General features: G+C 67.2%; 24 protein-coding genes. 15 read left to right on the top strand and 9 right to left on the bottom strand.

Features of this window, described 5'->3' with window-relative positions; genetic code table 11:
- Positions 1-11: 11 nt before the first annotated feature.
- Both HNO88_RS13385 and HNO88_RS13390 read left to right on the top strand, forming a co-directional pair.
- The gene (locus tag HNO88_RS13385; protein ID WP_184246224.1) at positions 12-1,004 is read left to right on the top strand and encodes a sterol desaturase family protein; all 993 of its coding nucleotides are present in this window, start codon (positions 12-14) and stop codon (positions 1,002-1,004) included.
- An 87-nt stretch (positions 1,005-1,091) separates the two neighbouring features.
- Complete coding sequence (locus tag HNO88_RS13390; protein WP_184246227.1) at positions 1,092-1,784, top strand: hypothetical protein; 693 nt, start codon at positions 1,092-1,094, stop codon at positions 1,782-1,784.
- Positions 1,785-2,269: 485 nt separating this feature from the next.
- Here the strand turns inward: HNO88_RS13390 and pgl are convergent, their stop codons facing one another.
- On the bottom strand, positions 2,270-2,977 hold the full coding sequence (gene pgl, locus HNO88_RS13395) for a 6-phosphogluconolactonase (protein ID WP_312857075.1): 708 nt from the start codon (positions 2,975-2,977) through the stop codon (positions 2,270-2,272).
- A 262-nt stretch (positions 2,978-3,239) separates the two neighbouring features.
- Here pgl and HNO88_RS13400 point away from each other — a divergent pair, with 262 nt between their 5' ends.
- Complete coding sequence (locus HNO88_RS13400) at positions 3,240-4,016, top strand: 16S rRNA (uracil(1498)-N(3))-methyltransferase (RefSeq protein ID WP_184246233.1); 777 nt, start codon at positions 3,240-3,242, stop codon at positions 4,014-4,016.
- A 10-nt stretch (positions 4,017-4,026) separates the two neighbouring features.
- Entirely contained in the window at positions 4,027-5,412 is a 1,386-nt protein-coding gene (locus HNO88_RS13405) for a glutamate--cysteine ligase (RefSeq protein WP_184246236.1), read from the top strand.
- Positions 5,413-6,274: 862 nt separating this feature from the next.
- Here the strand turns inward: HNO88_RS13405 and HNO88_RS13410 are convergent.
- Complete coding sequence (locus HNO88_RS13410) at positions 6,275-8,806, bottom strand: TonB-dependent receptor (protein ID WP_184246239.1); 2,532 nt, start codon at positions 8,804-8,806, stop codon at positions 6,275-6,277.
- 311 nt (positions 8,807-9,117) lie between these two features.
- Between HNO88_RS13410 and ahpC the strand changes: the two genes are divergently transcribed.
- From ahpC to HNO88_RS13445, 7 genes are all read left to right on the top strand, one after another.
- A complete protein-coding gene (ahpC, locus tag HNO88_RS13415; RefSeq protein ID WP_184246242.1) occupies positions 9,118-9,684 on the top strand; it encodes an alkyl hydroperoxide reductase subunit C in 567 nt (188 codons plus the stop codon).
- A 183-nt stretch (positions 9,685-9,867) separates the two neighbouring features.
- Positions 9,868-11,478, top strand: coding sequence for an alkyl hydroperoxide reductase subunit F (gene ahpF / locus HNO88_RS13420; protein ID WP_184246245.1), 1,611 nt, complete (start codon positions 9,868-9,870; stop codon positions 11,476-11,478).
- A 291-nt stretch (positions 11,479-11,769) separates the two neighbouring features.
- Positions 11,770-11,976 carry a cold-shock protein gene (locus HNO88_RS13425; RefSeq protein ID WP_184246248.1) on the top strand — a complete coding sequence of 69 codons (207 nt, stop codon included), beginning with the start codon at positions 11,770-11,772 and terminating at the stop codon, positions 11,974-11,976.
- Between the two features lie 82 nt (positions 11,977-12,058).
- Positions 12,059-12,268: a hypothetical protein gene (locus tag HNO88_RS13430; RefSeq protein ID WP_184246251.1), complete on the top strand. Its 210-nt coding sequence runs from the start codon at positions 12,059-12,061 to the stop codon at positions 12,266-12,268.
- Positions 12,269-12,409: 141 nt separating this feature from the next.
- Positions 12,410-12,625 carry a hypothetical protein gene (locus HNO88_RS13435; protein WP_184246254.1) on the top strand — a complete coding sequence of 72 codons (216 nt, stop codon included), beginning with the start codon at positions 12,410-12,412 and terminating at the stop codon, positions 12,623-12,625.
- 204 nt (positions 12,626-12,829) lie between these two features.
- Positions 12,830-13,864, top strand: a complete 1,035-nt coding sequence (rsgA, locus tag HNO88_RS13440; RefSeq protein WP_184246257.1) for a ribosome small subunit-dependent GTPase A — start codon at positions 12,830-12,832, stop codon at positions 13,862-13,864.
- A 2-nt stretch (positions 13,865-13,866) separates the two neighbouring features.
- Entirely contained in the window at positions 13,867-14,022 is a 156-nt protein-coding gene (locus HNO88_RS13445; RefSeq protein WP_184246260.1) for a hypothetical protein, read from the top strand.
- Positions 14,023-14,043: 21 nt separating this feature from the next.
- Here the strand turns inward: HNO88_RS13445 and HNO88_RS13450 are convergent, their stop codons facing one another.
- From HNO88_RS13450 to HNO88_RS13460, 3 genes are read right to left on the bottom strand one after another with little or no spacing between them, the layout of a single operon-like run.
- Positions 14,044-14,616, bottom strand: a complete 573-nt coding sequence (locus HNO88_RS13450) for a Smr/MutS family protein (RefSeq protein WP_184246263.1) — start codon at positions 14,614-14,616, stop codon at positions 14,044-14,046.
- Positions 14,613-15,842, bottom strand: coding sequence for a murein transglycosylase A (mltA, locus tag HNO88_RS13455; protein ID WP_184246266.1), 1,230 nt, complete (start codon positions 15,840-15,842; stop codon positions 14,613-14,615). Before mltA ends, HNO88_RS13450 begins: the two co-directional genes overlap by 4 nt.
- Before the next feature lie 2 nt (positions 15,843-15,844).
- Positions 15,845-16,519 (bottom strand): Tim44/TimA family putative adaptor protein, encoded by a 675-nt coding sequence (locus HNO88_RS13460; RefSeq protein ID WP_184246269.1) that lies wholly within the window; start codon positions 16,517-16,519, stop codon positions 15,845-15,847.
- A gap of 287 nt (positions 16,520-16,806) precedes the next feature.
- Here HNO88_RS13460 and secB point away from each other — a divergent pair, with 287 nt between their 5' ends.
- From secB to HNO88_RS13480, 4 genes are all read left to right on the top strand, one after another.
- The gene (gene secB, locus HNO88_RS13465; protein ID WP_184246272.1) at positions 16,807-17,316 is read left to right on the top strand and encodes a protein-export chaperone SecB; all 510 of its coding nucleotides are present in this window, start codon (positions 16,807-16,809) and stop codon (positions 17,314-17,316) included.
- Positions 17,317-17,466: 150 nt separating this feature from the next.
- Entirely contained in the window at positions 17,467-19,062 is a 1,596-nt protein-coding gene (murJ, locus tag HNO88_RS13470; RefSeq protein WP_184246275.1) for a murein biosynthesis integral membrane protein MurJ, read from the top strand.
- Positions 19,063-19,075: 13 nt separating this feature from the next.
- Positions 19,076-20,095, top strand: coding sequence for a tryptophan--tRNA ligase (gene trpS, locus HNO88_RS13475; protein ID WP_184246278.1), 1,020 nt, complete (start codon positions 19,076-19,078; stop codon positions 20,093-20,095).
- Between the two features lie 497 nt (positions 20,096-20,592).
- Positions 20,593-21,282 carry a DUF4136 domain-containing protein gene (locus HNO88_RS13480; RefSeq protein WP_376768775.1) on the top strand — a complete coding sequence of 230 codons (690 nt, stop codon included), beginning with the start codon at positions 20,593-20,595 and terminating at the stop codon, positions 21,280-21,282.
- 367 nt (positions 21,283-21,649) lie between these two features.
- Here the strand turns inward: HNO88_RS13480 and dut are convergent, their stop codons facing one another.
- From dut to ubiB, 4 genes are all read right to left on the bottom strand, one after another.
- Positions 21,650-22,120 (bottom strand): dUTP diphosphatase, encoded by a 471-nt coding sequence (dut, locus tag HNO88_RS13485; RefSeq protein ID WP_184246284.1) that lies wholly within the window; start codon positions 22,118-22,120, stop codon positions 21,650-21,652.
- Entirely contained in the window at positions 22,107-23,342 is a 1,236-nt protein-coding gene (gene coaBC, locus HNO88_RS13490) for a bifunctional phosphopantothenoylcysteine decarboxylase/phosphopantothenate--cysteine ligase CoaBC (RefSeq protein ID WP_184246287.1), read from the bottom strand. The genes dut and coaBC overlap by 14 nt, the downstream gene beginning before the upstream one ends.
- A 130-nt stretch (positions 23,343-23,472) precedes the next feature.
- The gene (locus HNO88_RS13495) at positions 23,473-24,639 is read right to left on the bottom strand and encodes a hypothetical protein (protein ID WP_246381745.1); all 1,167 of its coding nucleotides are present in this window, start codon (positions 24,637-24,639) and stop codon (positions 23,473-23,475) included.
- A complete protein-coding gene (gene ubiB / locus HNO88_RS13500; protein ID WP_184246290.1) occupies positions 24,606-26,180 on the bottom strand; it encodes a 2-polyprenylphenol 6-hydroxylase in 1,575 nt (524 codons plus the stop codon). Before ubiB ends, HNO88_RS13495 begins: the two co-directional genes overlap by 34 nt.
- Between the last annotated feature and the right edge of the window lie 138 nt (positions 26,181-26,318).

Raw genomic sequence — 26,318 nt, forward strand, 5'->3', positions numbered from 1 at the left:
GAGATGGGTTGATGAGCGACACGATTGCAGCCGAACGACCGTCCTACATGGTGAGTGCCCCCGTCACGATGGGGCTCGACAACCTTCCCCGTGTTCAGGGCGGCCCGGTCAAGCAGGCGTTCTTTACCCATTTCCAGCCGGCATTCCTCATCGCGATCGTCGCCTTCTACTACTATGCGCCGGATGCCTGGGTGAAGCCATCGGTCACGCTGTGGATCGGGCTTGGCGTCAAGTTCTTCATGCTGGCGCTCGAATGGGTCAGCCCGCGGCACAAGAGCTGGCAGCACACCTGGAAGGAGCTCGCCTGCGATACCTTCTACGTCGCCATGGGCATGATGGTGGTGCGGGTGGTCTTCGCGCCGATCAACGACGACGCGATCATCGCCTGGTTCCAGGACACCTTCGACATGGCGAAGTTCGCCTGGTTCATGAGCATGCCGCTGCTGCTCCAGGCCTTCCTGATCTCGTTCATCGGCGACTACTTCCAGTACTGGATGCATCGCGGCATGCACAACTGGTACCCGCTGTGGGTCACCCACGCGCCGCACCACTTCGTGACCCAGCTGAACATCCAGAAGGGCAGCGTCGGCAATCCGATCGAGATCTTCCTGATCGGCCTGGGCGTCGGCGGCATGTTCGACTTCCTGCCGCGCGCGGTGCTCCTGGCCGGTGCCTTCGGCCTGGCGGTCGGCACCTACCAGCACTGCAACATCCGCTTCAACACGCCTCGCTGGTGGTTCAAGATCTTCAACACGACCGAGCACCACAGCCTCCACCACGCGCAGGATTACGACAGCACGCGCAGCAACTATTCGGGCACCTGGATCTTCATCGACCGCTTCCACGGCACCTGCCGCGATGGCGAGGCGGAGCTCCTGGGCCAGGAAGGCGGCCGCCGCATGTCGATCTGGGAGACGATGCACTACACCTTCTCCGAGCCGTACAAGCTGATCAAGGCCAAGTTCGCCGACCGTCGCCCGATCACCGCAGTTCCGGCCGAGTAAGCCAAGCTGAGCTGGGATAGCCGGTCGCGGCATCGCCCGATCGAGCACGAGACCGCACACCGCGTGCGCCATTCGGAAGGAATACCTGTGAACCTGCGCGGCATCGACTGGATCTGGCGAGTTCGTGGCAGCATGAGGGTCGAGCCGATCCAGTCCCCGGCGGCCGCGTTCGCCAGGCTTGATCCCCTGTTCCAGGAACAGGGCACGTCGTACCGGGTCATCGGCGACACGCTGACCTTCACCAAGAAGGACCAGCGGCCGCAGGACAAGATGTCGGTCTTCGACCACGGGACCTTGCGCATTTCCCACGGCACGCTTCGCTACGACATGATGAGCCGGGCGCTGCTCGCCTGCTTCCTGGCGCCGGTCCTGTTCTTCGCCGTCGGCAAGGCCAGCGTGGCGATCGATACATGGCGCAATCCGCCCGAACTCGCCAAGGCCAAGGAGGAAGCGGAAAAGAAGCGCTCCCGGGTAAAGCCGGAAGACGTGCCGATGAACCCGATCGACGAATTCCTGGGCGCAGCCAAGCCCGAGAAGGAAAAGAAGAAGGAAGGCGAAGAAGTCGGCAAGCGCAAGCGCAAGCCGTCGATGACCACCGCCTACGTCTTCATGGGCATCTTCTTCGCGCTGTGGATCCTTGGCCGTATCCTCGAGAACGTCCTGATCCACAAACGCCTGCGCAAGCTGCTGGCGGGCGAAAGCCTCGATCCGGCAACCGATGAGAGCCGGTCCGCCAACTCCGATCACGTGACGAGCAGTTTGAGGGCCGGCACCCGCTAGAGCGATCCCGCGCGCTTTCTCATTCGGGACGGGGCGCTGAGGCGTAGCGGCTGCGCCGCTCGGCCCCGGTCGTTTAATCCAGGGGGCAACAGCGCCCGCCCGCCGGCCTCCCCCGAAAGATTGGTCCGCTGACCTAGTAGCGCATGTGCCGGCCGGTTCGGCGCGCGCTACGGTCGGCTATGCCGGCTACGCTCAGGTTCTTGCATCCTGATTCCACGCGAAGACGCCGAGACACTCAGGAGAAAGTATTTCGCGCGTGCAGGCGCAACGGCGCGAAGATGAGGTGGGTCGCTCTATTGCAAGGCCGAAGCCTCGTGGAAGAGGCTCGGCTCGGCAACAGGATGAGGCCGAGGCGGGCCTTATCGGCCCGGCCATCGTCCTTTGTTAGCGCCCTTGCACCTTCGCGCGCGTCTCGACCCGCTCTCTTCGCGGGTTCGCGCCAGGCGCTCGATACTGCCCGCCTTTGCACCCGACGACCGGAGGCCTCAAGGCGCCCAGTGAATGTCGACGGGCAATTCGGTGCTCGCCAGGACACGCCCGATCGGAAGGGCCGAGGCCTTGCCTTGCTTGATCCCGGCCTCGATCACCTTGCGCTTGTCCTTGCCGGTGACGGCGATCATCAGCGCGCGCGCGGTGGTGATCGCGGCCAGGCTGAGGGTGACGCGGGGCACCGGCGCGTCGGCCGGCATCGGATCGGGCATGACGCCCAGCGCGCGGCGCTCCTTCGGGCCGGCGAGTGCTTCGTCGAGGTCCGGACCGGGGAAGATCGAGGCGGTATGCCCATCGGCGCCGACACCCAGCAGGCACAAGTCGAGCGGCCAGTGCAGGTCCTGCATCAGCGCATCGGCGGAACCTCCCGCCGCCTTGTAGTCGGGAAGCGCGTTGGGAACGATCGGCATGACGCGCGCGCCCTTGGGCAGGAAGTGCTTGGCCAGCACCGTCACGTTGCTGAGCGGATCGCCGAGCGGCACGATGCGCTCGTCGCTCGGGATGATCGTCACCCGCTTCCAGTCGAGCTTGGCGGCCGCCAGCGTCTCGTAGATCGGCACAGGCGTCTTGCCACCGGCAAGCGCGATCACCGCCGCGCCGCGCGCGTCGAGCGCGCTCTCGATGATGAAGCCGATGTCGCCGGCAACCGCCGCCGCCATTTCGGCTGCATCATCGTATTCCCACCATTCGACTTCTTCGCTCACGGGCAATCCCTTCGTTGTTCCGCTTCTCGCCAGCCAGGGCGGCATGATGGGCCGATGCCTAGCCCAAGCGCCCCGACCCGCCAAACGCCGTTTGGCGAGAGATGGGGACAGCCGCGGCGCTGCTCGCTCCAGCGAACGAGACTTCGGCGCGCGCCGATGAGGCATCGGAGATCGGAACGGATGGCGCGATGCGATGGGCGTTCGGCCTCGCGTCAGCGATTCCCTGATCGACACGAACAAAGCGCGGCGGCATGGAACCGCAATGCCCGCCACTCCCGCCTGGCCGCCCCGAAGCGCCCCGCGCCTGTTCGTCACCGGTCCGCTCGCCGAAGCGATGGACCTGACGATCGACGGCCCGCAGGCGCATTACCTCACCCGCGTCATGCGCGCCGCGCCGGGCGATGCCGTCATCCTGTGCGACGACCTGACCGGCGAGTGGGCTGCGCAAGTGAGGCATGCGGGCAAGCGCGACGTCACCCTCGACATCCGCACCCGGCTGCGCCCGCGCGAGCAGGTGCCGGATTTCTGGCTGTGCGCCGCGCTGCTCAAGAAGCCCAACTTCGATCTCGTGCTCGAGAAGGCGACCGAACTGGGCGTGCGGCGTATCCAGCCCCTGGTCACCCGCCGCTGCGTCGCCGACAAGCTCAACGACGAGCGCGCCCGCACGATCGTGACCGAAGCCGCCGAGCAGTGCGCGCGGACCGCCTTGCCGGAGCTGGCCGAACCCCTCCGCCTCGATGCCCTGCTCCGCGCTTGGCCTGGGGACCGCGCGCTGTTCTTCGCCGACGAGACCGGTGGCGAGCCGGCCGGCGAGTCGTTCCGTGCCCACGCGGGTCCGGCGGCGCTGCTGATCGGCCCCGAAGGCGGCTTCGATCCGGCCGAGCGCGAGGCCATTCACGCGCTTCCGCAGGCCCGGCCCATCGGCCTTGGCCCTCGCATTCTGCGTGGCGAGACGGCTGCCATCGCGGGGTGCGCCTTGTGGATGGCCTTCGCAGGCGATTGGCACAATTCGCTGGCGCGGCAATCGCCGCTCGCTTAACGGCTCGCGAATGAGCACGCGTGAGGTTTCGGATCGCGAAGATCCGGTGATCGAGTCCATTTCGCAGCTGGCCGAGCCGATGGCTCGGGGCGAGAAGCCGCGCGACCGCTGGCGGATCGGCACCGAGCACGAGAAGCAGGTCTACCGCCTCGCCGACCATCGCGCGCCTTCCTACGACGAGCCCGGCGGCATCCGCGACTTGCTGAGCGGTTTGGGCGAATTCGGCTGGGAGCCGATCGAGGAGATCGGCCCGGGCGGCACCAGCAACGTCATCGCGCTGAAGGGCGTCGACGGCAACGTCAGCCTGGAACCGGCCGGCCAGCTCGAACTGTCGGGCGCACCGCTCGAAACGCTGCACGACACATGCAACGAGACCGGCCGCCACCTGGAGCAGGTCAAGGCGGTCGGCGACAAGCTGGGCCTGGGCTTCCTGGGCCTCGGCATGTGGCCCGACAAGACCCGCGAAGCGCTGCCCATCATGCCCAAGGGCCGCTACGACATCATGCTGCGGCACATGCCACGCGTGGGCTCGATGGGCCTCGACATGATGCTGCGCACCTGCACCATCCAGGTCAACCTCGACTACGCCAGCGAGGCGGACATGGTGCAGAAGTTCCGTGTCAGCCTGGCGCTGCAGCCGCTGGCGACCGCGCTGTTCGCCAATTCGCCGTTCACCGAAGGCAAGCCCAACGGCATGCTTTCGTACCGCAGCCACATCTGGTCCGACACCGACCCGCACCGCACCGGCATGCTGCCCTTCGTGTTCGAAGAGGGGTTCGGATACGAGCGCTACGTCGACTACATGCTCGACGTGCCGATGTACTTCGTGTTCCGCGAGGGCCGCTATATCGGTGCCGCCGGCCTGTCGTTCCGCGACTTCATGGCGGGCAAGCTGTCGGTCCTGCCCGGCGAAGTGCCGCGCATGAGCGACTGGACCGACCACCTCTCCACCGCATTCCCCGAGGTGCGCCTCAAGTCGTTCCTGGAGATGCGCGGCGCGGACGGCGGTCCATGGAACAAGATCTGCGCGCTGCCGGCGTTCTGGGTCGGCCTGCTCTACGATCAGGGCGCGCTCGACGCCGCATGGGACCTGGTCAAAGACTGGGACATGGAGGGCCGCGAACGCCTGCGCAGCGAAGTGCCGCGTCTGGGGCTCGACGCGCCGCTGCCGGGCGGGGGAACGCTGAAGGACATCGCCGCGCAAGTGGTCGGCATCTCGCGCCAGGGCCTGGCCGCGCGTGGCAGGCTGAACTCCATGGGCGAGGACGAAACCGGCTTCCTGGCGCCCCTCGCCGAGATCGCGCAATCCGGCAAGGTTCCGGCCCAGCGTCTGCTCGACAAGTTCCACGGCGAGTGGGGCGGCGACATCTCGCGAGTCTACGAAGAACGATTCTGAGGGCGAGACGCCGGTCCCTTCCGAGCTGGCGCGGCGTGAGCTGCGTGGTGGATGGTGTCGACGCCGGTGTGGTGTGCGGACGAGAGGATCGTCGATCCTGCAGACTGCCACCTGCCCCTGGACGGTAGGATCTGTCCTCCCCGGTACGGGGAGGGGGACCGCGCGCAGCGTGGTGGAGGGGAGTCTCGGCACGGCGAGAGGTCGCCGGCGGGTTCCTTTAGACTTGCGTGAGGACGCGAGTCCCCACCACCCCTCGCTGCGCGAGCGGTCCCCCTCCCCGACGCGGGGAGGACAGATCCTCCCCTGCAATGGGAGGTGGCAGCCGCGTTAGCGGCTGACGGAGGGGTGTCACCGCCGGCGGAGTGCGCGACCGAGAGGGTTACACCCCTCCACCACTCACTGCGTGAGCGGTCCCCCTCCCCTTGCAGGGGAGGATCTGGGAAGCTGCAAGAGGAGGCGTTGGGCACAACTCGACCTCCGCCGGCGAACGCGGACTTACGCCAAGAAGGAAAACCTCACGACGGACGTGCGGCCGGCGCGGCCTGGCGCGACAGGCTTGGCTCGGGTTCCGGTTTGCGAACGGCTGGCGGAGGAACACGCAAGCGTGTCGCCAACTCGGCCTTGTTGGTGCGAAGCGCCGGCGGGCAAGGCTCGCGGGAACTGTGCCGGCTCCGGGCTGGAGTGCAGCCTCCAGGCGGGATAGTGCGTCGCATCGAGGGTGCAGGCGCCCGTCTCTAGGCGCCGGCCGCATGGTGCGGGGTTGGTCGAACGAGGCCTTCGCTCACCCGCACCCGCCGTGTACCGGAGCCGAGCTTTCACCTGGCTCCGGTGCTGCGCCATATAACCCAAATGGTTCGCAATGTCAATAGTGGAACGTCGCCTGGAGCGTCACCATCCGAGGCTGGGTCGGAGTGCCGGTGATGTCGGGCAGGCGATCGCACTGCGTCTGGCTCAGTGTCGCGCACTGCACGAAGCCGCCCTTCCCCCCGCCGGTGCTGGTGCGATCGTTGGCGTTCACCAGGTTGCGCTTGTTGGTCAGGTTGCGGCCGATCAGCGCCAGTTCCCAGCGCTTGTCGCTCGAAAAGATTCGCGCCGTCGCGTCGAGCTTGGCGAAGGCCTTCTGATAGGTGTCCGGGTTGTAGTTGGTGCTGGCGATGTAGCCGCCCGAATAGGACATGTCGGCCGAGAGGCTGAACATCAGCGCCTCGCTCATGCCGAACTCGTAGTAGCCGCCCGCGTTCGCCGTCCACTTGGGCGCCTTGCGCAACCGCACGCCCGACAAGTCCTGCGAGGTGAAGCGCGGCTCCAATCGTCCGGTCGCCGGATTGAAGGCCAGCGAAGAGGCGCTGCCGACATTGTTGAGCACCCGGTCGCAGCCCAGGTCGCGAGTCTGGCCGGCGTAGCAATCGCCGATGTAGTTGCGGAACCTGGCATCGTTGAGCGCGGCCGAGGCGTGCAGGTTGAATCCGGGCAGCGTGCGCGGATTGAAGGCGGTCTGCAGCTCGATCCCGCGCACCCGCGCCTTGGCGGCGTTCTCGGTCCTGAAAGCGTGGATCTGGGTGTCGAACACCGCGACCTGCAAGTCGCTGTAATCGTACCAGTAGCCGGTCAGGTTGAAGATCAGCTGGCGGTCCAGCAGTTCGGATTTCAGCCCCGCCTCGAAGCCGTCGACTTTTTCGGGCCGGAAGGTCTGCCCCTGCGCCTGACGCGCCGGGCTGAGGATCGCGCCCGCTGTGTAGCCCGCATCGAAGCCGCCCGACTTGAAGCCCTTCTTGTAGGACGCGAACAGCATCAGGTCCGGCGTCGCCTTGTACTTGACGGTGACTTCGGGCGAGAAGTTGTCGAACGTCAGCCTGGGGTCGGGGCTGCCCGGATAAGTCGGCAGCTGCGTGACATCGACAGGGTTGCTTGGGTAGCCGCTCGCCGGATTGTAGACGGTATAGTCCTGCAGCTTCTTGATTTCGTGCGTATAGCGCCCGCCTGCCGTGATCTGCAGCTGCGAGGTGGCGTCGAACAGCAGCTGGCCGAAGCCGGAATAGCTGATCTGCTTCTGATTGGTCGTCTCGACCGGGGCGATGTTGGCCAGGTCGGGGCGGCCCAGCAGCAGTTGGTAGGGATTGCCCAGCTGGGTGCCGGTGAACAGCTCCCGGCTCTCGTAGAAGCCGCCGACCAGGAAGTTCAGCGGACCATCGAAGCCGGACGCCAGGCGAAGTTCCTCGGTGAACTGCTCGGACCGGAACTTGACCGAGAAGGCGTAGTTGGGCGTGACCTGGTAAGAGCCGTTCGACATCAGGCTCTCGCGGATCCAGTAGTAGCCCGTCACCGAAGTCAGCGTCAGGTCGTCGGTCAGCTTGTACTCGGCAGTGCCGGCGATCAGCGCCTGCTTGTTGTACCGCGCGCCGCGCCGATCGCCGAGATTGAACCGGTTGACGCCGGGATAGGCGGCCGGCAGCAAGGAGGTGACGACCGTGCCGTCGTTGCGGCAGTTGTCCGGGCTCTGGAACGTCTCCTGCGGCACGCCATACGGGCAATAGACGACATCGCTGAAGTACGATGCACCGCCGATGATATGCGTGCGGGTGTACGTGCCCTTGAGCTTGAACGAGAACCGGTCCGACGGCTCGAACGCCAGGGTGCCGCGCAGGAAGGTTTCCTTCTGCTTGGGGAAAGCCTTCAGGTCATAGGGATCGACGCCCGGCGGGTAGGCGTTGGCCGGCAGCTGCGCGATCCTGACGTAGCCGTCCATGTCCGAATAGCGACCCGCCAGGCGCAGGCCCAGCGTGTCGGTGAGCGGGGTGGAGACGATCAGCTCGCCGTATCTCTCGTCGGCCTTGAACTCGTAGCCGGCACGCGCGATCACTTCGAGCCGGTCGCCGGGGTCCTCGCTGGTCAGCGAGATCACGCCACCCGGCGAGTTCTTGCCGAAGAACAGCGCCTGGGGTCCGCGCAGCACTTCGATCTGCCGCAAGTCGAGCTGGGCGGCGCGCAGCAACTGGGCGGTGCTGATCTGCACCCCGTCGACGTTGATCGAGACGACCTGGTCGATGAACGGCTGGCTCTCGCCCGAGCCGACACCGCGCAAGGAGATCGAGCCGCCGATGGATCCCGAGCTTTCGCCGGTGATCAGGCCCGGCGTCAGCGAGGCGATGTTGTTGATGCTCTTCACCGCATAGCGATCGAGCATGGCGCTCGACAGCACCGAGATCGCCACCGGCGCTTCCTGCGCGGTTTCGGCGCGGCGGCGGGCAGTGACGATGATCGCGCCCTCGTCTATTGCACCGTCGTTCTGCGCCTGGGGTCGCGTATCGGGCGCGTCCTGCGCCAGCGCCGGCGCCACACCGACAAGCAGCGCGAACGGTGCGCAGGCACACAGCGAGATGCCTTGATTCCTCATCCGATCCTCCCCCGTCGCGCCCCTTGCGCATTGAAACGGCTCGGCATCCCGAAGCCGTATGCGCGCGCCCCTGTTCGTTTGACGTACAGTGGCCGAGTGCCAGCTTCAACACGTGTCCAGTCGGCAATGAACACGATTGTTTACAGCATCGGCGCGCAGACCCATGCTCATCTGATCGCCGCAGCCACTCAGCCTATCGCTCGGTGATCGTTACACCCGATCAAGCCAATCGAACCTTCCGGCTACCAACCCGGGCGAGCGGCCCCTATCTCCTGCCTCGGACAGTCCAACCAAGCAGGAGAATATGTTCCATGGGTATCGTCGGTAGCACCATCAAGCCGTTCAAGAACACCGCGTTCCAGGCCGGCAAGGACTTCTTCGACGTCACCGAGAAGGACATCGAGGGCAAGTGGGCCGTGTTCTTCTTCTATCCCGCCGACTTCACCTTCGTCTGCCCCACCGAGCTGGAAGACCTGGGCGAGCAGTACGACACTCTGCAGGGCCTCGGCGTCGAAGTGTACGGCGTCTCGACCGACACGCACTTCAGCCACAAGGCCTGGCACGATACGTCGGAGACGATCGGCAAGCTCAAGTACGCGTTCCTGGGCGACCAGAACCATGCGCTGACCAACAACTTCGGCGTGCTGCGCGAAGGCGCAGGCCTCGCTGATCGCGCGACCTTCGTGGTCGATCCGGACGGCGTGATCCAGCTGGTCGAGATCACTCCCGAGGGCGTGGGCCGCAACGCCACCGAACTCGTCCGCAAGATCAAGGCCGCCAAGTACTGGCGCGAGCACCCCGGCCAGGTCTGCCCGGCCAAGTGGGAAGAAGGCAGCGAGACGCTGGCTCCTTCGCTCGACCTCGTCGGCAAGATCTAATCTAGACCCGCGGCAGTTCGCTCTTCCTCTCTCACTTCGTCATTCCCGCGAAGGCGGGAATCCATCTCCGGGTTGTTCGGTTTACGCCAGCTTACGAGATGGGCCCCCGCCTTCGCGGGGGTGACGAAGGGTGGGTGGGGAGAGTGACGCCGGGGACCAAACCCGAAACAAAGGACCAATCCCATGCTCGACGCCTCCCTGAAGCAACAGCTCTCGCAATACCTCGCCATGCTGCGCGAACCGATCGAGCTCGTCGCCTCGCTGGGCGCCGATGCCAAGTCGGCCGAGACTCGCGAGCTGCTGGAGACGATCTCCGGCCTCAGCGACAAGGTCACCGCCACGTACGACGGCGACGACGCGCGCCGCCCCAGCTTCATCATCCGCCGCGCCTCGGACGCCAGCGTCTGGGTACGCTTCGCCGGCGTGCCGCTCGGCCATGAGTTCACCTCGCTGGTGCTCGCCCTTCTGTGGACCGGCGGCCACCCGCCCAAGGTTTCCGACGAGACGCTCGAGGCCATCCGCAACCTGGAAGGCGACTTCGAGTTCGAGATGTACTTCTCGCTCTCGTGCCACAACTGCCCTGACGTGGTGCAGGCACTCACCCTGCTCTCGCTCTTTAACCCGCGCGTGAACGCCACCCTGATCGAGGGCGGCACGTTCAAGCAGGAAGTCGAGACGCGCGGCGTCATGGCCGTGCCCGCGGTGTTCCTGAACGATGCGATGTGGGGCTCGGGCAAGATGAGCGTCGAGGAGATCCTCACCAAGCTCGACACCGGCGCCGAGGCACGCGCCGCCGCCAAGCTCGCCGACAAGGCGCCTTACGAGGTGCTGGTGATCGGTGGCGGTCCTGCCGGTGCGGCCGCGGCGATCTACACCGCGCGCAAGGGCTTTCGCACCGGCATCGCCGCCGAGCGCATGGGCGGCCAGGTGCAGGACACCATGGGCATCGAGAACTTCATCTCGGTCCCCTACACCGAAGGCCCCAAACTGGCGGCCTCGCTGGAGCAGCACATCAAGGAGTACGAGATCGACTCCATGAACCTGCTGCGCGCCGAGAAGCTGATCCCGGCCACACAGGTGGGCGGCATGCACGAGGTGGTGTTCAGCAACGGCGCCTCGCTCAAGGCGCGCTCGGTGATCCTCACCACCGGTGCCCGCTGGCGCAACCTCGGCGTGCCCGGCGAGGCCGAGTACCGCAACAAGGGCGTGGCCTACTGCCCGCACTGTGACGGCCCGCTCTATAAGGGCAAGCGCGTGGCGGTGATCGGCGGCGGCAACTCCGGCGTCGAGGCGGCGATTGACCTTGCCAACATTGTCGCACACGTGACGCTGGTGGAGTTCGACTCCAAGCTGCGCGCCGACCAGGTCCTGGTGGACAAGCTGCGCTCGATGCCCAACGTCGACATCCTCGTCTCCGCGCAGACCACCGAAGTCGACGGCGACGGCGAGAAGGTCAGCGCGCTGGTCTACAAGAACCGGGAGACGGGCGAGGAGCACAAGGTCGAACTGGAAGGCGTGTTCGTCCAGATCGGGCTCGTGCCCAACACCGAGTTCCTCAAGGACTCGGGCCTGGAGCTCAACCGCGGCGAGATCGTGATCGACGCTCATGCCGCGACCAACCTGCCCGGCGTCTTCGCCGCCGGCGATGCGACGACGGTGCCGTACAAGCAGATCATCGTGGCCATGGGCGAAGGCTCCAAGGCAGCGCTGAGCGCGTTCGACTACCTCATCCGCAACGAGCCGGTGGAAGAGATCGCGCAGGAGTTCCAGCAAGAGGCGGTTGCTGCCGAGTAAGCCTTCGGGTCGCTGACGAAGGCAGAGGCGGCGGTCGCAAGACCGCCGCCTTTTCTGCGCCCGCAAACCGCGTTGATCGAGCTTCGCGCAGCCGCCGGAGCCGGGCGGCGAAGGCAGAAACCGAGTTTGATTGCTATTTGCCCGGAAGCGGCCTACACAGGCTTCGCTGACGTCGCACGCGACGGACTCTCGGGCGGCCATGCTGCCCCTTTTGTCCCTAACTAGCCTCACCGAAGCCGGGATGTGCCGCTGTGGCGCATGCCCGATACCATGGGACAAAGGATACCCATCATGACCATTGGCACCGTAAAATTCTTCAATGCCGACAAGGGCTATGGTTTCATCGCACCGGAAAACGGCGGCGACGACTCCTTCGTGCACATCACCGCAGTCCAGGCTGCCGGCATGAGCACGCTCAACAAGGATCAGCGTCTGTCGTATGACGTCGAGACCGACCGCCGTGGCAAGGCTTCTGCCGTAAACCTGCAGTCCGCCTGATTTCAGGTCGGCCACGCGGACGGGTCATCCCGTCTGCGTGGCCGACGCCTGCGGGAAGCCGCCCTCCAGTCGGAGCAGACCTATGTCAGATGCCACTGCACGCCCGTTCCTGATCAACAAGGACGATGACGGCAACTTCCGTCTCACGGTCAGGACCACGCGCTACAACTCTCGCGGTTATCCGCTGGTGTCCGCAGCTCTCCAGGAAGAGCTGTTCAAGACGGCCAATGCGGCGCGGGCCTTTGCGCGGGAGAATTTCCGAGCGCAGCCCGGTCAGTACACGACCAAGTAAGTCCCGGCGAGGCAAGTCCCCCGGACAAGTAAGCCCTGGCGCCCCTGAGCACCCGCCGCACAGATCGATCCTGGCGTGGACCACAGGGTGGCGCAGGACGTTATCACGGCACGCGCGGGTCGCCTGCGCTGGAGACCTGGGATGACCACTGACGAATTCATGCGCCACCTTCGGGACGCCGGCGCCAACGAGGTCGAACTGGCCTTGAGCGGTTCCAAGGTGATGCTCCCGATTACGGAGCCGCACGAGGCGCTGGAATTCTTCAACTGCATGCTCGATGTCCTCACCGGCGTGAAGGCCGCCGAGGACGACGCCGCGCTCGACCGGATCAGGCCCGGATTTGGCAGCACCCATTAAGCGGTCGGCTGACGCCGGCCCAGGTTTTCGGAGTCACCGACATACCACGCAAACCGAACTACGACTTCGAGCGTCGCGAACGCGAGAAGGCCAAGGCCGCCGAAGCGGTCAAGAAGGCGCAAGCCAAGGCGGACAAGCGCGCAGCCGAGCAGGCGGCGCCGGACTCGGATTCATGATGCGAGCTTCGGCATCGCCGACGCACTGATGGGTTCAAACCTCACGCTGGCGCAACTCGGCTGGAAGCCCTTTTTCGACCGGCAGGTCTCGGACGTGGAAAGGCACGACTGCCAACCCGTTCGGGTGATGTCGGTCCACCGCGGCAGGGTCAGCGTCTCGGGCGAAGACTTCGAGGATTCGATCTCGTCCAGCGTGCCCCATCCTGCGGGAGCCGAGGACCGGCCGACTGTCGGCGACTGGTTGCTGGTCGATCGCGACACCCGAACCCTCGTTCGCATCCTCGAACGCACGAGCCTGTTCAAGCGGCCCGCTCCTGGTGACGACCGCCGATTGCAGTTGATCGCTGCGAACGTCGACACGCTGTTCATCGTCACGTCGTGCGATCAGGATTTCAACGTCGCCCGCATCGAGCGCTATCTCGTCCTCACCCGTGAGGTGGGCGTGCAGCCAGTGGTCATCCTCACCAAGGCCGATTTGAGTTCGAGCCCGGATTCACTGGTCGAGACAGTCGGCGCGCTCCAGTCGGGACTGCGCGTGGAACTCGTCAACGGGCGCGACCCCCTGAGCGTCGCCGGACTCAAGCGATATTGCGGGCCGGGCGACACAGTGGCGCTGGTGGGATCTTCCGGGGTGGGCAAGTCGACGCTCGTCAACACGCTCAAGGGATCGGACAGCATCGCCACGCAGCCCGTCCGCGAGGATGACGGCAAGGGCCGGCATACGACGACGGTCCGCGAGATGCACCGACTCGGCGACGGTAATGGCGACGGCGGTGGCTGGCTGGTCGATACGCCCGGTATGCGCGAGCTGCAGATGTCCGAGGTCGCCTCGGGAGTCGCCGACGTGTTCGAGGACGTCACCAGCGTGTCGCTGGCGTGCCGCTTCGCGAACTGCACGCATGCCGGAGAGCCAGGCTGCGCGATCCGGTCGGCGCTCGACGAGGGACAGCTCGATCCCGCGCGTGTCGAGCGATGGCGCAAGCTTGCGCAGGAAGATCAGGCCAACAGCGCGGACGCAGCGGCGCGCCGATCCCGGTCGAGCAAACCGAAAGACAGGAGATAACCTTGGCCGATCTGTACCTGCGAGCCCTGGAAGCCGAACGCCGCAAGCTCTGGGCGGAGTGCCGTCTCAAGGGACTTGCCAAGGGAACACCGGCGCGCCTGCGGATCGAGGAACTCGACAAGCTGCTGGCGGAACACCGGACCAAGCGGGCCGGTTAGCCTTAACCTGCGCTCTCCCGGTCAACGCTTCCTCTTCAACACCACATACAGCGCGCCCGGCCCGCCGTGCCGCCGATGCGCGCCGCGGATCGCGGCAATGGCGCTCGCATGTTCGCTGGCGCCGAGCCAGTCGACGATCTTGGCCCGGATCGCGCCCCGCGCCTGACCACGGTCCGCCGCTTCGGTCGGCCGCGGCTTGCCGGTGACCACCAGCACCACGCGCGCGCCCATCGCACGTGCCTGCGCCAGACCGTGCATCAATCGCCCATAGGCCTGATCGAGCCCGGAGCCGTGCAGGTCCAGACTGAAATCCGGCTCCAAGCCACCGCGCGTGATCTTCTTCTCCCAGGCGGCGTCCAAGCCAACCTTGTCCTCCCCGCTTCGAGGAGGGGGACCGCGCCGCGCAGCGGCGGGATGCTGGGGACTCGCGATCTTCACCGAGGCCTGCTGCACGACCGGGGCCGGCACCGGCGCCGGAGTTGGTTCGACCACCTCGACGCGACGGGCGCGGCGCCGCTCCAGCGGCGTGACCGTGTCGGCCACCTTGCGCCAGATCGCCGCCTCGTCCGGCGAGAGCCGCCGCGGCGGCCTCATCTCGCGCCGAGGCGGGTGAGCGTTCCCTTGGGCACGAGGATCAGCGCGCGACCGCGCCCGCTCATGCCACCGGCGATGCGGCGGGCGTCTTCGCCGGCGCCCCAGAAGGTGTCGAAGCGGTTCGCACCCTTGATCGCCCCGCCGGTGTCCTGCGCGATCCACAGCCCGTTAGCCTCGGTGCGATCGAGATCCAGCCAGACCGGCGCTCCCAGCGGCACGAAGTTCGGATCGGCGGCCACCGAGCTTTCCGCGCGAACCGGCACGTTGAGCGAGCCGAGCGGCCCATCGCCCTTCAGCTCGCGGAAGAACACCCAGCTGCGGTTCTCGCGCATCAGCGCCCGCCCCTCCGCCGGGTTCTCGCGAATGTAGCGGACGATGCCCTGCATCGAGCCTGGGTACTTGCCCGGCCCCTCGCCCACCAACCCGCGCTGGCGCATCACCGCACCGATGCCGGTGTAGGCCTGCCCGTTCTGGCCGGCATAGCCGATGCGCATGACCCCACCGTCCGGCAGGCGCAGCCGACCCGATCCCTGGACCTGGAGGAAGAAGAACTCGACCGGATCGCGGACCCAGGCGATCTCCGCGCCCTTTCCCGCCAGCGCGCCGTTCTCGATCTCGGCACGATCGTAGTAGGGCACGAACCTGCCGGTCTCGTCATAGCGGCCGATCGGCATGCGCCCGTTTGCCAGCGGCGGCGCATCGCCGGGCCTGGCGCGGACCAGGTCGGCCGGCATGCCGTATACGGGCGTATCGTAGCCCGGCGCATGCGTGCGCGATCCGGCGATCTCGGGCTCGAAGTAGCCGGTGGCGAAGGCCCGACCGTCGCCGACCTGGATCGTCTCGAAATAGGTGTCGAAGAAGTCCTCGGCCTGGCCGTAAGGCCAAGTGGCGAAGGCGTCGCAGGCTGGCTTCCAGTCGCTCGGCCGGGTCAGGCCGCTGGCATCGGTGCGGGTGACGAGCCTCGGGCAGCTTTCGTGAAACGACAGCAAGGCGGCCGCCGCATCGGACTGGCGGATCGAAAGCTCTGCGATGCTCGGCCCCTGGCGCAAGCTCAGCTCGCGCGCGGTCTTGACGGCGGGCGCGCTCGGCACGGATGTTGGCGGCGGCGGTCTGGTCGATACGGTGCCCGGCTCCGGCACGAGGCGTCCGCAGGCTGCGGCAAACAGCGACAGCGCGAGGACGGCTGCGAGCCGGACCCCGCGATGACACCCGGCCCTCGATCGCAAGGTCAGCCCTCGTCGGTCTCGTCGAGCAGCCAGTCCGGGTCGGCCGAAGTGACGTCGCGGCTGAAGGTCCACACGTCCACGGCTTCGATCGCGTCGTCGAGCGATCCGGCGATCACCGTGCCTTCGGCGTCACGGGTGACGGCGGCGATATCGCTGCGGAAGCGCACGGTGATGCGCGCGACGTTGCCGTCCATATGCGCAGCGCTGATCGCGCTGTCCTCGATACGGATCAGGCGGTTGTCGAGCGTCTCGCCCGCTTCCAGACGTGCGTCGATGGCCGAGGCGAAGCCTTCGTAGACATCACGGTCGCACAGCGCACGCAGTTCGTCCTTGTCGCCCTTCCAGAAGGCCTCGAGGATCATGCGATAGGCGCTGCGGGCGCCGTCGAGGAAAGTGAAGGCATCGAAACGGCGATCGGCCGTGCCGATGTCGCGCAACCCGCGCTCAACCGCCGGCGATGCGGCAGGAAGCTGACGGATATTGGCAGCGGCACCGGCGGCATTGTCATCCGCCTTGGCGGGGGCGGCGACGCGCGGCGCTCCGGCAGCGCCGCGGCGCGGATCGATGCGGCCGGCGATCGGCTCTTCCTCATGCTCGGCACGGCGGCCCAGAACGGAGTAAAGGCGCAGGCCCAGAAAGGCCGCGATCATCGCCAGGATCACGATTTCGACCGTCACGTCTAACTAACCGTCCTTCCATCGCTGCCGAACGGGTACCATCCGTGCGGTCCGGCAGCATAACCTCAGATAGGTAGGCTTTACAAATGAACAACGCGTGAGTTGCATGCCGGGGGCGAAATAGCGCCGATTTGCCCAAGTGCTGCGACCGGCGCGGGCCTGTGTGGCGCAACGGCATCGCGACCATTTCCGAGCCACCCGCCGCGACTCGCGCCATTGCCGCCCGCGTGGCGCGATGCTAGGCGCGCCGGCACATTCCCGGGACGAAAAGAAAGCACCCTCGAGCCATGGCCGACGAAGGCAACATCATCTCCGACCTCAACCTCGACAGCGCCGACGGGGACGACACCGCGCCGGCTGCGGGCATCATCTCGCAGTACGTGAAGGACCTCTCGGTCGAGAACCCCAACGCGCCGCAGAGCTTCCAGTGGCAGGACGCGCCGCAGATCGACGTGCAGTTCAACATCGGCGCCGTGCCGATCGAGGGCGAAGTCCATGAGGTCGAGCTGAAGATCGTCGTCACCTCGCGCGCCGATGCCGGCGTCGCCTTCGCGGTGGACCTCAGCTACTGCGCGCTGGTCGGCATGCGCAACCTGCCCGAGAGCCAGGCCCACGCGTTCCTGTTCGCCGAGGCGCCGCGCATCCTGTTCCCCTTCGCCCGCGCGATCATCGCCGAGGCCGTGCGCGACGCCGGTTTCGCGCCGCTGATGCTGGAGCCGATCGATTTCAACGGGCTCTATGTGCAGCAGCTCAGCGCCCAGGGCGGCGTCGGCGCTCCGCCGGCAGGGCATGCCTGAACTAGTTTCCTCCCCGGCACGGGGAGGGGGACCGCTGCCGCAGGCAGTGGTGGAGGGGGCCCTGCTCTCGACCTTGCAGTGCGCGGATGGGTGGGCCCCCTCCGTCACGCGCTATGCGCGCGCCACCTCCCCGTTCCGGGGAGGAACCCAGTGAGCCTCGTTCGCAACGTCGGCACGATCGGGGGCCTCACCGCGGTCAGCCGCGTATTCGGCTTCGTGCGCGACATGCTGCTGGCTCGCGTTCTCGGCGCTGGCCTCGCCGCCGACGCGTTCCAGCTCGCTTTCGTCCTGCCGAACACCTTCCGCCGTCTTTTCGCCGAAGGAGCGTTCTCGGTCGCCTTCGTGCCGATGTACACCCGCACGCTGCACGGTCCCGGTGGCGAAGCGGCGGCGGAACGCTTTGCGAGCGACGTGCTGGCGGTATTCGTCTGGGTGCTGCTCGGCTTTTCGGCGCTGGCCATGCTGGCCATGCCGGGCCTGGTCTGGCTGCTGGCGCGCGAGTACCTCGACGTGCCGGGCAAATTCGACCTTGCCGTCGCGCTCAGCCGCGTGGCGTTTCCCTACCTCGGCCTGGTCAGCCTGGTGGCGATGCTCTCGGGCGTGCTCAACGCCCATGCCCGCTTCGCGCCGGGCGCGTTCGTGCCGGTGCTGCTGAACCTGGTGCTGATCGCCGGGATCGTGAGCGGATACTTTCTGCGGGGCTCGGGCGGGAGCGACGTGGTGGTCGCTTGGTCGGTCGCGATCGCGGTCGCCGCGGCAGGAGCGATTCAGCTGCTCTACATGGCCTGGGCCATGCGCCGCGCCGGAGTGCGGCTGCGAATCGGCGCGCCGCGCCTGACGCCCGAGGTTCGGCGGCTCGGCCGGCTGATCCTGCCGGCGACGTTCGGCGCGGGAATCTACCAGATCAGCCAGTTCGTCGACACGTTCTTCGCCACGTCGCTGGCGCAGGGCTCGCTGACGCTGCTCAAGTACGCCGACCGGCTGAACCAGATGCCACTGGGCATCGTCGGCATCGCGCTGGGCACCGCGATCCTGCCGATGCTGGCGCGGCACATCCAGGCGGGTGACGATGCCGGCGCGCAAGGCTTGCAGTCCAACGCCGTCGAGATGGCGACGCTGCTCACCCTGCCCGCCGCCGCCGCGCTGGCGGTCTGCGCGCCGGCCTTCGTCACTGCCTTCTTCGTCGGCGGGCGGATGAGCCAGGCGCAGGGCGACGTCATGGCAGCGATCGTCGCGGCGCTGGTCTGCGGCTTGCCCGCCTACGTGCTGGTCAAGGTATTCCAGCCCGCCTTCTTCAGCCGCGAGGACACACGAACGCCGGTGCGGATCGCCTGCGCGGCGCTGGCGATCAACATCGCCGTCAATTTCCTGGTCGTGCCCCGGTTCGGCATCGTCGGGCTGGCAGGGGCGACGGCGTTCACCTCCACGCTCAACGTCCTGGCGCTCTACACCGTGCTGCATCGGCGCGGCTGGTTCCGCTTGCGCTGGCCGCTCGCCTCGCGGATCATCCGGCAGCTGGCGGCGAGCGGGGTCATGGCGCTAGCGCTCTGGGCCCTGCTGCCGCTGCTTGCGGGCCACTACGCCGGCTCCGCGGCCGAGCGCGCGGGCGCGCTGGCCCTGCTGGTGGGCGCGGGCGGGCTGGTGTTCTTCGCCACGGCCTGGCTCGTCGGCGCGCTCGACAAGAGCCACCTTGCGCAGCTACGGCGGCGCCGTCCGGTCAAGGAGCCGGTCAACCTCTCCGAATAGGTCTTCACGTCCCATGCGTATCGTCTCCGGCATCCAGCCCACCGGCAACCTGCACCTCGGCAACTACCTGGGCGCGATCCGCAACTGGGTGCGCATGCAGGACGATGCGGCGGCAAGCGGCGGGCAATGCCTGTATTTCCTGGCCGACCTCCACGCGATCTCCATGCCGCACGTGCCGGCGGACCTCGGCGCCAACACCCGCGAGATGGTCGCCGCGCTGGTCGCCTGCGGCATCGATCCCCAGCGTTCGATCCTGTTCAACCAGGCGCAAGTGCCCCAGCATGCCGAGCTGCAGTGGCTGCTGAACGGCACCGCCCGAATGGGCTGGCTCAACCGCATGACGCAGTGGAAGGACAAGGCGGGCAAGAATCGTGAAGGTGCGAGCGTCGCGCTGTTCACCTACCCGGTGCTGCAGGCCGCCGACGTGCTGCTCTACCAGGCGACGCACGTGCCGGTGGGCGACGACCAGAAACAGCACCTGGAGCTCGCCCGTGACATCGCGCAGAAGTTCAACAACGACTTCGGAACGGAAGACGCGCCCGTCTTCACCCTGCCCGAGCCGTTCATCCCGCCCGAAGCCGCGCGCATCATGTCCCTGCGCGACGGCTCGGCCAAGATGAGCAAGTCCGATCCTTCCGACATGAGCCGCATCAACCTGACCGACGATGCCGACACGATCATGCAGAAGGTCAAGAAGGCCAAGACCGACCCCGAGCCGCTGCCTTCCGACAAGGCCGGCCTGGAGGGTCGTCCGGAGGCCAAGAACCTGGTGAGCATCTATGCCGCGATGTCCGGCGCCACGGTAGAGGCGGTGCTGGCTGAGTTCGGCGGCGAAGGCTTCGGCAAGTTCAAGCCGGCGCTGGGCGAGCTGCTGACGCACAAGCTGGCGCCGATCAACGCACGCTTCGTCGAGTTGCGGCAGGACCAGGCGGCGCTCGACGCGATCCTGCGCCAGGGCGCGGAAAAGGCGCGGGCGCTGGCGGTGCCGACCTTGAATGCGGCTTATGCGGCGCTGGGGTTGGTACGAGGCTGAGCTTTTTGGGAGCGGGCGGATCAGGATCTTGTCGTTTCGAAAACTCGAAGCTCGCATTATCCAACCTCGTCGTCCCCGCGAAGGCGGGGACCCCGCTTCTTCTGAATGCCAGCGACATGACCCAGGAAGCGGGGCCCCTGCCTTCGCAGGGGCGACGAGTGGGGTATGTCGATCGTGAGCCGGTGGAGTGACGACCAGCCAAGCCACCCTCTCACCGCTGCACCTTGGTGCCCGCCGGAACCACCGTGCATTTAGATCCGTTCATCGTACGAAAGGCGCTCGTCAACGCGCGTCAGCGTTCCTACATCTCGTAGGCGGCGGCAGGCGAACTCAAGGAAAAAGGACAGCGCAATGTCCAAGTGCTCGATCTGCCGTGTAAGTGCCTCTATTCAACCGGTATTCAGCCGCGATCGGCTACGACTCGACGCAAGGGCGAGCCGGCCGCGTCGAGAGGATGGCGCCGTCCCACTCGACTTCTGGAGAACAGAACCATGACGATGAATGGCAACAACCGCCTGGGCCGGCTCAAGGTCGCGGCCGTGGCGGTGCTGCTGGTCGCGCTCGCCGCCTGCACGAACACCTTCCGTGCAGACGTTTCCCGCTTCCAATCGCAGCTGCCCGCTCCGGCGGGACAGACCTTTGCAGTGGTGGCCGACGATCCGCAGATGGCCGGCGGCATAGAGTTCAGCCAGTATGCCCGCCTCGTCGAGGCGCGACTGGCGCAGCAGGGCTACACCCCCGCAGCCAGCCCCGAGCAGGCACAACTGCTGGTCCGCTTCGATTACGGCGTAGACAATGGCCGTGAGCGCGTGCGCTCGACCGGATTCGGCGGTGGTTATGGCGGCTGGGGTCCGTGGTACGGGTACGGCGGTGGCTTTGGTCGCGGCGGCTACTGGGGCGGTCGTGGCTTCGGCGGCTGGGGTGGCCCCTGGCGCTACGGCTGGTACGATCCGTTCTTCGACAACGGCGTGGAAAGCTACACCATCTACACCAGCGGCGTGTCGCTGAAGATCGATCGCCGGGCAGACGGCACCCGCCTGTTCGAAGGCAAGGCAGAGGCGGTCTCGACTTCCAATCGCCTGCCGTATCTCGTCCCGAACCTGATCGAGGCAATGTTTACGAACTTCCCCGGGAACTCGGGCGAGACCATGCGCATTACCGTCGCGCCGGAGAAGCGGAAGAACTAGAAGGACGACGAGCCAACTGGCTCCCCCGAGAGGGAGACACCGAGGGGCGGGCCCGCTGCGAATGCGGGTCCGTCCTTTTTCGTTCAGGCGCGTCTCTGTCTCTCTCTCTCTCACTCCGGCAATGCCGCCGCGGCTGCGGGCGACACGTACGAGATCCAGTCGAGCCATACGGGGCCGGTGGCGCAGCACCATGTCGAGTTGCTGGAAGCGATGTGATGCCGACATCGTCCCGGACTTGGTCCGCGACCGGTTTCGCCATGTCGCGAGTTCGCCGGCTGGCACCGGCAGGTTCATCGCTGGCGGAACCGGTCCCGGGTCGAGCCCGGGACGACGTGCTACTCGACGCGCATGAAATCAGGGGCGAGCGTTAGTTCCCTAGTGACACCACGCCGCCGGTCGAGCCGAACCCGCCCTCGCCCCGCTCGGTGTGGTCGAGCTCGTCGACCTTGAGCCAGCTGGCCCGCGTCACCGGCGCCAGGACGAGCTGCGCCACCCGATCTCCCCGGCGAATGGCAAATGCCTCGGCGCCATGGTTGATTACAATCACCTTCAACTCGCCGCGATAGTCGGAGTCGATCGTGCCCGGCGTATTGGGCACCGTGATCCCGTGCTTCAGGGCCAGCCCCGAACGCGGACGCACCTGAATCTCGAATCCGGGCGGAATGGCGAAGGCCAAGCCGGTCGCCACCGCATGACGCGCGCCGGGGGCAAGCGTCACATCCTCGGCCGCGAGCACGTCCATGCCGGCCGCCCCATCGGTGGCGTATGCCGGCAGCTCCAGCCCCTCGAAGTGCGGCAGGCGCTTGACCGGCACGGGCACGGGATCAGGCGAGTGCATCGGCGATCCTTTCGACGAGCGCCCGGGCGACCTGGTCCTTGGGCATCCGGGGCAAGCTGTCCACCCCGCTCTCGCGCACGATGTGGACCGCGTTGGCATCGCCGCCCATGACGTCGCCGGAGACGTCGTTTGCGACGATCCAGTCGACCTGCTTGCGCAGGCGCTTGGCTTGCGCATGCGGGATGACGTCGTTGGTTTCGGCCGCGAAGCCGATGACGAGGCCCGGCCGGCGCGGACTGGCGGCGAGCGTCGCCAGGATGTCCGGGTTCTCGGCGAGCGCCAGCGGCTCGGGCTCGGTCCCGTCCTTCTTGATCTTGCGATCGGCCACGGCGGCGGGACGCCAGTCGGCGACGGCGGCGACCATCACCGCGACGTGGGCCGGCAAGGCGCTCTCCACCGCCTCCGCCATCTCGCGCGCGCTTTCGACATCGACCCGCTCTACGCCGGGCGGCGTCGGCAGATGCACCGGCCCGGCGACCAGCGTCACCCGCGCGCCGGCCTCGGCCGCGGCGGCGGCAATGGCGAAGCCCTGCTTGCCGGAGGAGCGATTGGCGATGTAGCGCACCGGGTCGATGGCCTCGTGCGTCGGCCCGGCAGTGACCAGCACGTGGCGTCCGAAGAGGGGACGGTGCCGTGCGCTGTCGAAATCGGGCTGGCCCTCCAGCGGTCGTGCGCCGAGCGCCCGCTCGATGTGCTCCCAGATCACCGGCGGCTCGGGCAGGCGGCCGGGGCCGAACTCGCCGCAGGCCATCGGGCCTTCGTCAGGCTCCACCACCGTCACGCCCGAGGCGCGCAAGGTGGCGACGTTGCGCCGGGTCGCCGCGTGCTGCCACATGCGCACGTTCATCGCCGGTACCGCCAGCACCGGCTTGTCGGTGGCAAGCAGCAGCGTGGTGGCGAGATCGTCGGCCATGCCGGCGGCCATCCGCGCCATGAGGTCGGCGGTCGCCGGGCAGACCACCACCAGGTCGGCCTGGCGCGAGAGCTGGATATGGCCCATCTCGGTCTCGTTCTTGAGGTCCCACAACGTGGTGTAGACCTCGTTCTCGGAAAGCGCGGCGAGGGTCATGGGCGTGACGAAGTGGCTGCCGCCGTCGGTCAGCACGCATGTGACCGAGCCGCCCTGCTTGCGGATGAGGCGGACGAGTTCGCAAGCCTTGTAGGCGGCGATCCCGCCTCCGATCACAAGCAGGATGCGCCGAGGAGTTCGCGGGGAGGACATGGGCGGCTTGTGCATGAGGGGGCGGGCGGGTGCAATGCCTTGCATAAACCCGTTCGTGTCGAGCGAAGTCGAGACACGTGAACACAGCGCCAGCGTGTCTCGACTTCGCTCGACACGAACGGAGGAAAGGTTACCTCGGCCGGACGGACGTGATCAGCGACCCCAGCGCGCGGGGAGCAAAGGCCAGCCCGGCAGTCAGCATCGGCGCCACCATCGCGCCCCAGTAGAAGTTGTCCCACCGCCCCACGACCATGAACAAGACGCCATAGCCAATCGCGATCAGGAACCCGAACAGCCCCGCAGGCGTGCGCCACCCCGCCCAGCCCAGCGTGGTGAGGATCACCAGCGGCCCCGCCAGCCAGTGCGGCAGCAGGCGCAGGTTGCTCGATCCCGCGACGTTGCCGAGCCAGCCCGAAAGCCCGCGGAACGCCCACCAGCTCGGCCCCTGCGGGTCGCTTGGCAGCACTTGGGGCGCGATGAGGCTGAGGTGCAGGCCAAGCACCGCGAGAAAGACCAGCACCAGCGCGCCCCAGGCAAAAGCCTCACGCCACTCGCGCCGCCAGATCGCGAACGCCCCCATCAAGAGAACGAAGGGCAGCGAATGCTCGCGGATGAAAAGCGCCAGCGCGGCGACGAGGAAGGCTGCCATCCAGCGCCCCGGCCGCTCGCCGTCACGCACCCGGTGGAGACCGAAGGACAGCATCAGCAGCATGCCCGCCCATAGCTCGTGCAGCGAGTAGTAGTGCCGGTTGAGCATCAGCGAAGCGCCGACGAAGGCCATGGCCGTCGCCACCCGGCGCAAGCGGCCTACGCCGGGCTCCTCTCCGAAGCGGCGCCACCAGGCCCAGATCGCCGCCAGCATCAGCGCGATCGACGCGGCCACGCCCAGGTGCAGCGTGTTCAGCCCCGCCTCGATGTATGCCAGCGTCGGCATCCTAACCGACAGGCCCGGCCGCACCGGATAATCGCGCAGGCGGTGCTCCTGGACGATGAAGTCGTAGTAGTTCTGCCCGGCCTGCACCTTGGCGGTCGCGGCATCGTAGAGCGCGATGTCCTGGTCGTACTCCTCGGCGCCGAGCACCGGCTTGCCGTCGTAGCGAGTGGTGACGTTCGGCCTCACGCCGGCCGGATCGTTCAAGGGCACGATCGCGGCGGCGACCAGCAGCACCGCCAGGAACATCAGCGCCAGGCGCGCCGCGTAGGCGGGCCAGTGCGCGAAGCGGTCGCTGTCGGCAGGCGCGGGCGCGAAGCTGGCCTTGGCGGCTAGCTCAGCAGTCCCGACAGTGACAGCCCCCATACAATCAGCCCTCCGCCAACGGCAGCGCCAGCGTATCCCAGCCAATGGTTAGGATGGCGTTTACGACGACGGGACCAGATCAGCTCGATCGGAGGCAACGGCGCCTGCTCGGGCGCACCGCCCTTGGGCGGATACTTCTCCTCGATCCGCCGCACCAGCGCGGGGATGCGCAGCAGCGTATCCATGTCGGTGCGCAGGCGCTCGGCGATGAACGCCTCGGGGCCCAGCTCGTCGCGGATCCAGCTGCGCACGAACGGCGCGGCGACGTCCCACATGTTGATGTCGGGATCGAGCGAAGTCGCCAGCCCCTCGACCATGACCATCGTCTTCTGCAGCAGCAGCAGGTGCGGCTGGGTCTGCATGTCGAAATCGCGGGTGATGGCGAACAGCCCGTCGAGCATCTGCCCGACCGACAGCTCGCTCACCGGCTTGCCGCGCATCGGCTCGCCCACGGCGCGCAGCGCGGTCGCGAACTCCTCGACCGAGTGGTAGCTGGGCACGTACTGCGCCTCGAAGTGGATCTCGGCCACGCGGCGGTAGTTGCCGGTGGTCAGGCCATAGAGAATCTCGGCGAGCCATTGCCGCGCCTGGCGATCGATCCGTCCCATGATGCCGAAATCGATCGCGACGATGGTGCCGGCGGGATCTGCGGCGTTGGGCTGCACGAACAGGTTGCCCTGGTGCATGTCGGCGTGGAAGTAGCCCGCGTTGATCGCCTGGGTCAGGAACGCCAGCACCAGCCGGCGCGCCAACAGACGCTTGTCGATGCCGGCCGCGTCCAGCGCCTCGCGGTTGCTGATCTTGATGCCGTCGATCCACTCGACGGTCATGACCTTGCCGTTGGTGCGGTCCCAGTCGATGTCGGGGACGCGGTAGCCCTCGTAGCCCTTCATCGCCTCGGATAGCTCGGAGGCGGAGGCCGCCTCGCGCCGCAAGTCCAGCTCGCGCAAGGTCCAGCGCTTGAGGTTGGCGATCACCGCCCGCGGGCGCAGGCGCGCAGCTTCGCCGCCAAGACCTTCGAGGTGCGCGGCGGCCCACTCGTAAGTATCGATATCCCGCGCGAAGCGTTCGCGCACGCCGGGGCGCAGGACCTTGACCGCGACGGTGCGACCCTGCGCCGTGGTCGCGCGATAGACTTGCGCGATCGAAGCCGAGCCGATCGGATCAGGGTCGATGGTGAGGAACAGCTTCTCGAGCGGGGCGCCGAAGCTGTCCTCGATCTCGTGCCGAACCACGTCGAAGGGCACCGGCGGCAGCTGATCCTGCAGGCTGAGCAGGTTGCGCACCGCCTCCTCGCCGACGAGATCGGGCCGGGTGGCGAGCGTCTGGCCCAGCTTGATGGCGGCGGGGCCGATCTCCTGGAACGCGCGCGCATAGTCAGGCTCGCGCGGCTGGCGCGCGCCGAGGCGGGCCACCCTGCACAGTCGGCGTACAGGAAGCGGCGTGTTGCGCCCCTCCTCGATGATGCGCAGCGCCCCGTGGCGCGCAAGCACGCGGCCCCACTTGAGCAGGCGCAGGATATGCGTGGCAGGACGGGTCAAAGACCGACCTCGCGCCCAAGGCCCACGAGCCCGCTGCCTAGCCTCCCGCCTGCGGAAAGGCTCGAGGGAGGGCATGTCGGCCTTCGACCTGTCGTATGGGCGAGAGCGCACAAGCCCTCCCCCAGCCCCTCCCGCAGG

This window comes from Novosphingobium chloroacetimidivorans, from assembly GCF_014204535.1.
Classification (GTDB): Bacteria; Pseudomonadota; Alphaproteobacteria; order Sphingomonadales; family Sphingomonadaceae; genus Novosphingobium; species Novosphingobium chloroacetimidivorans.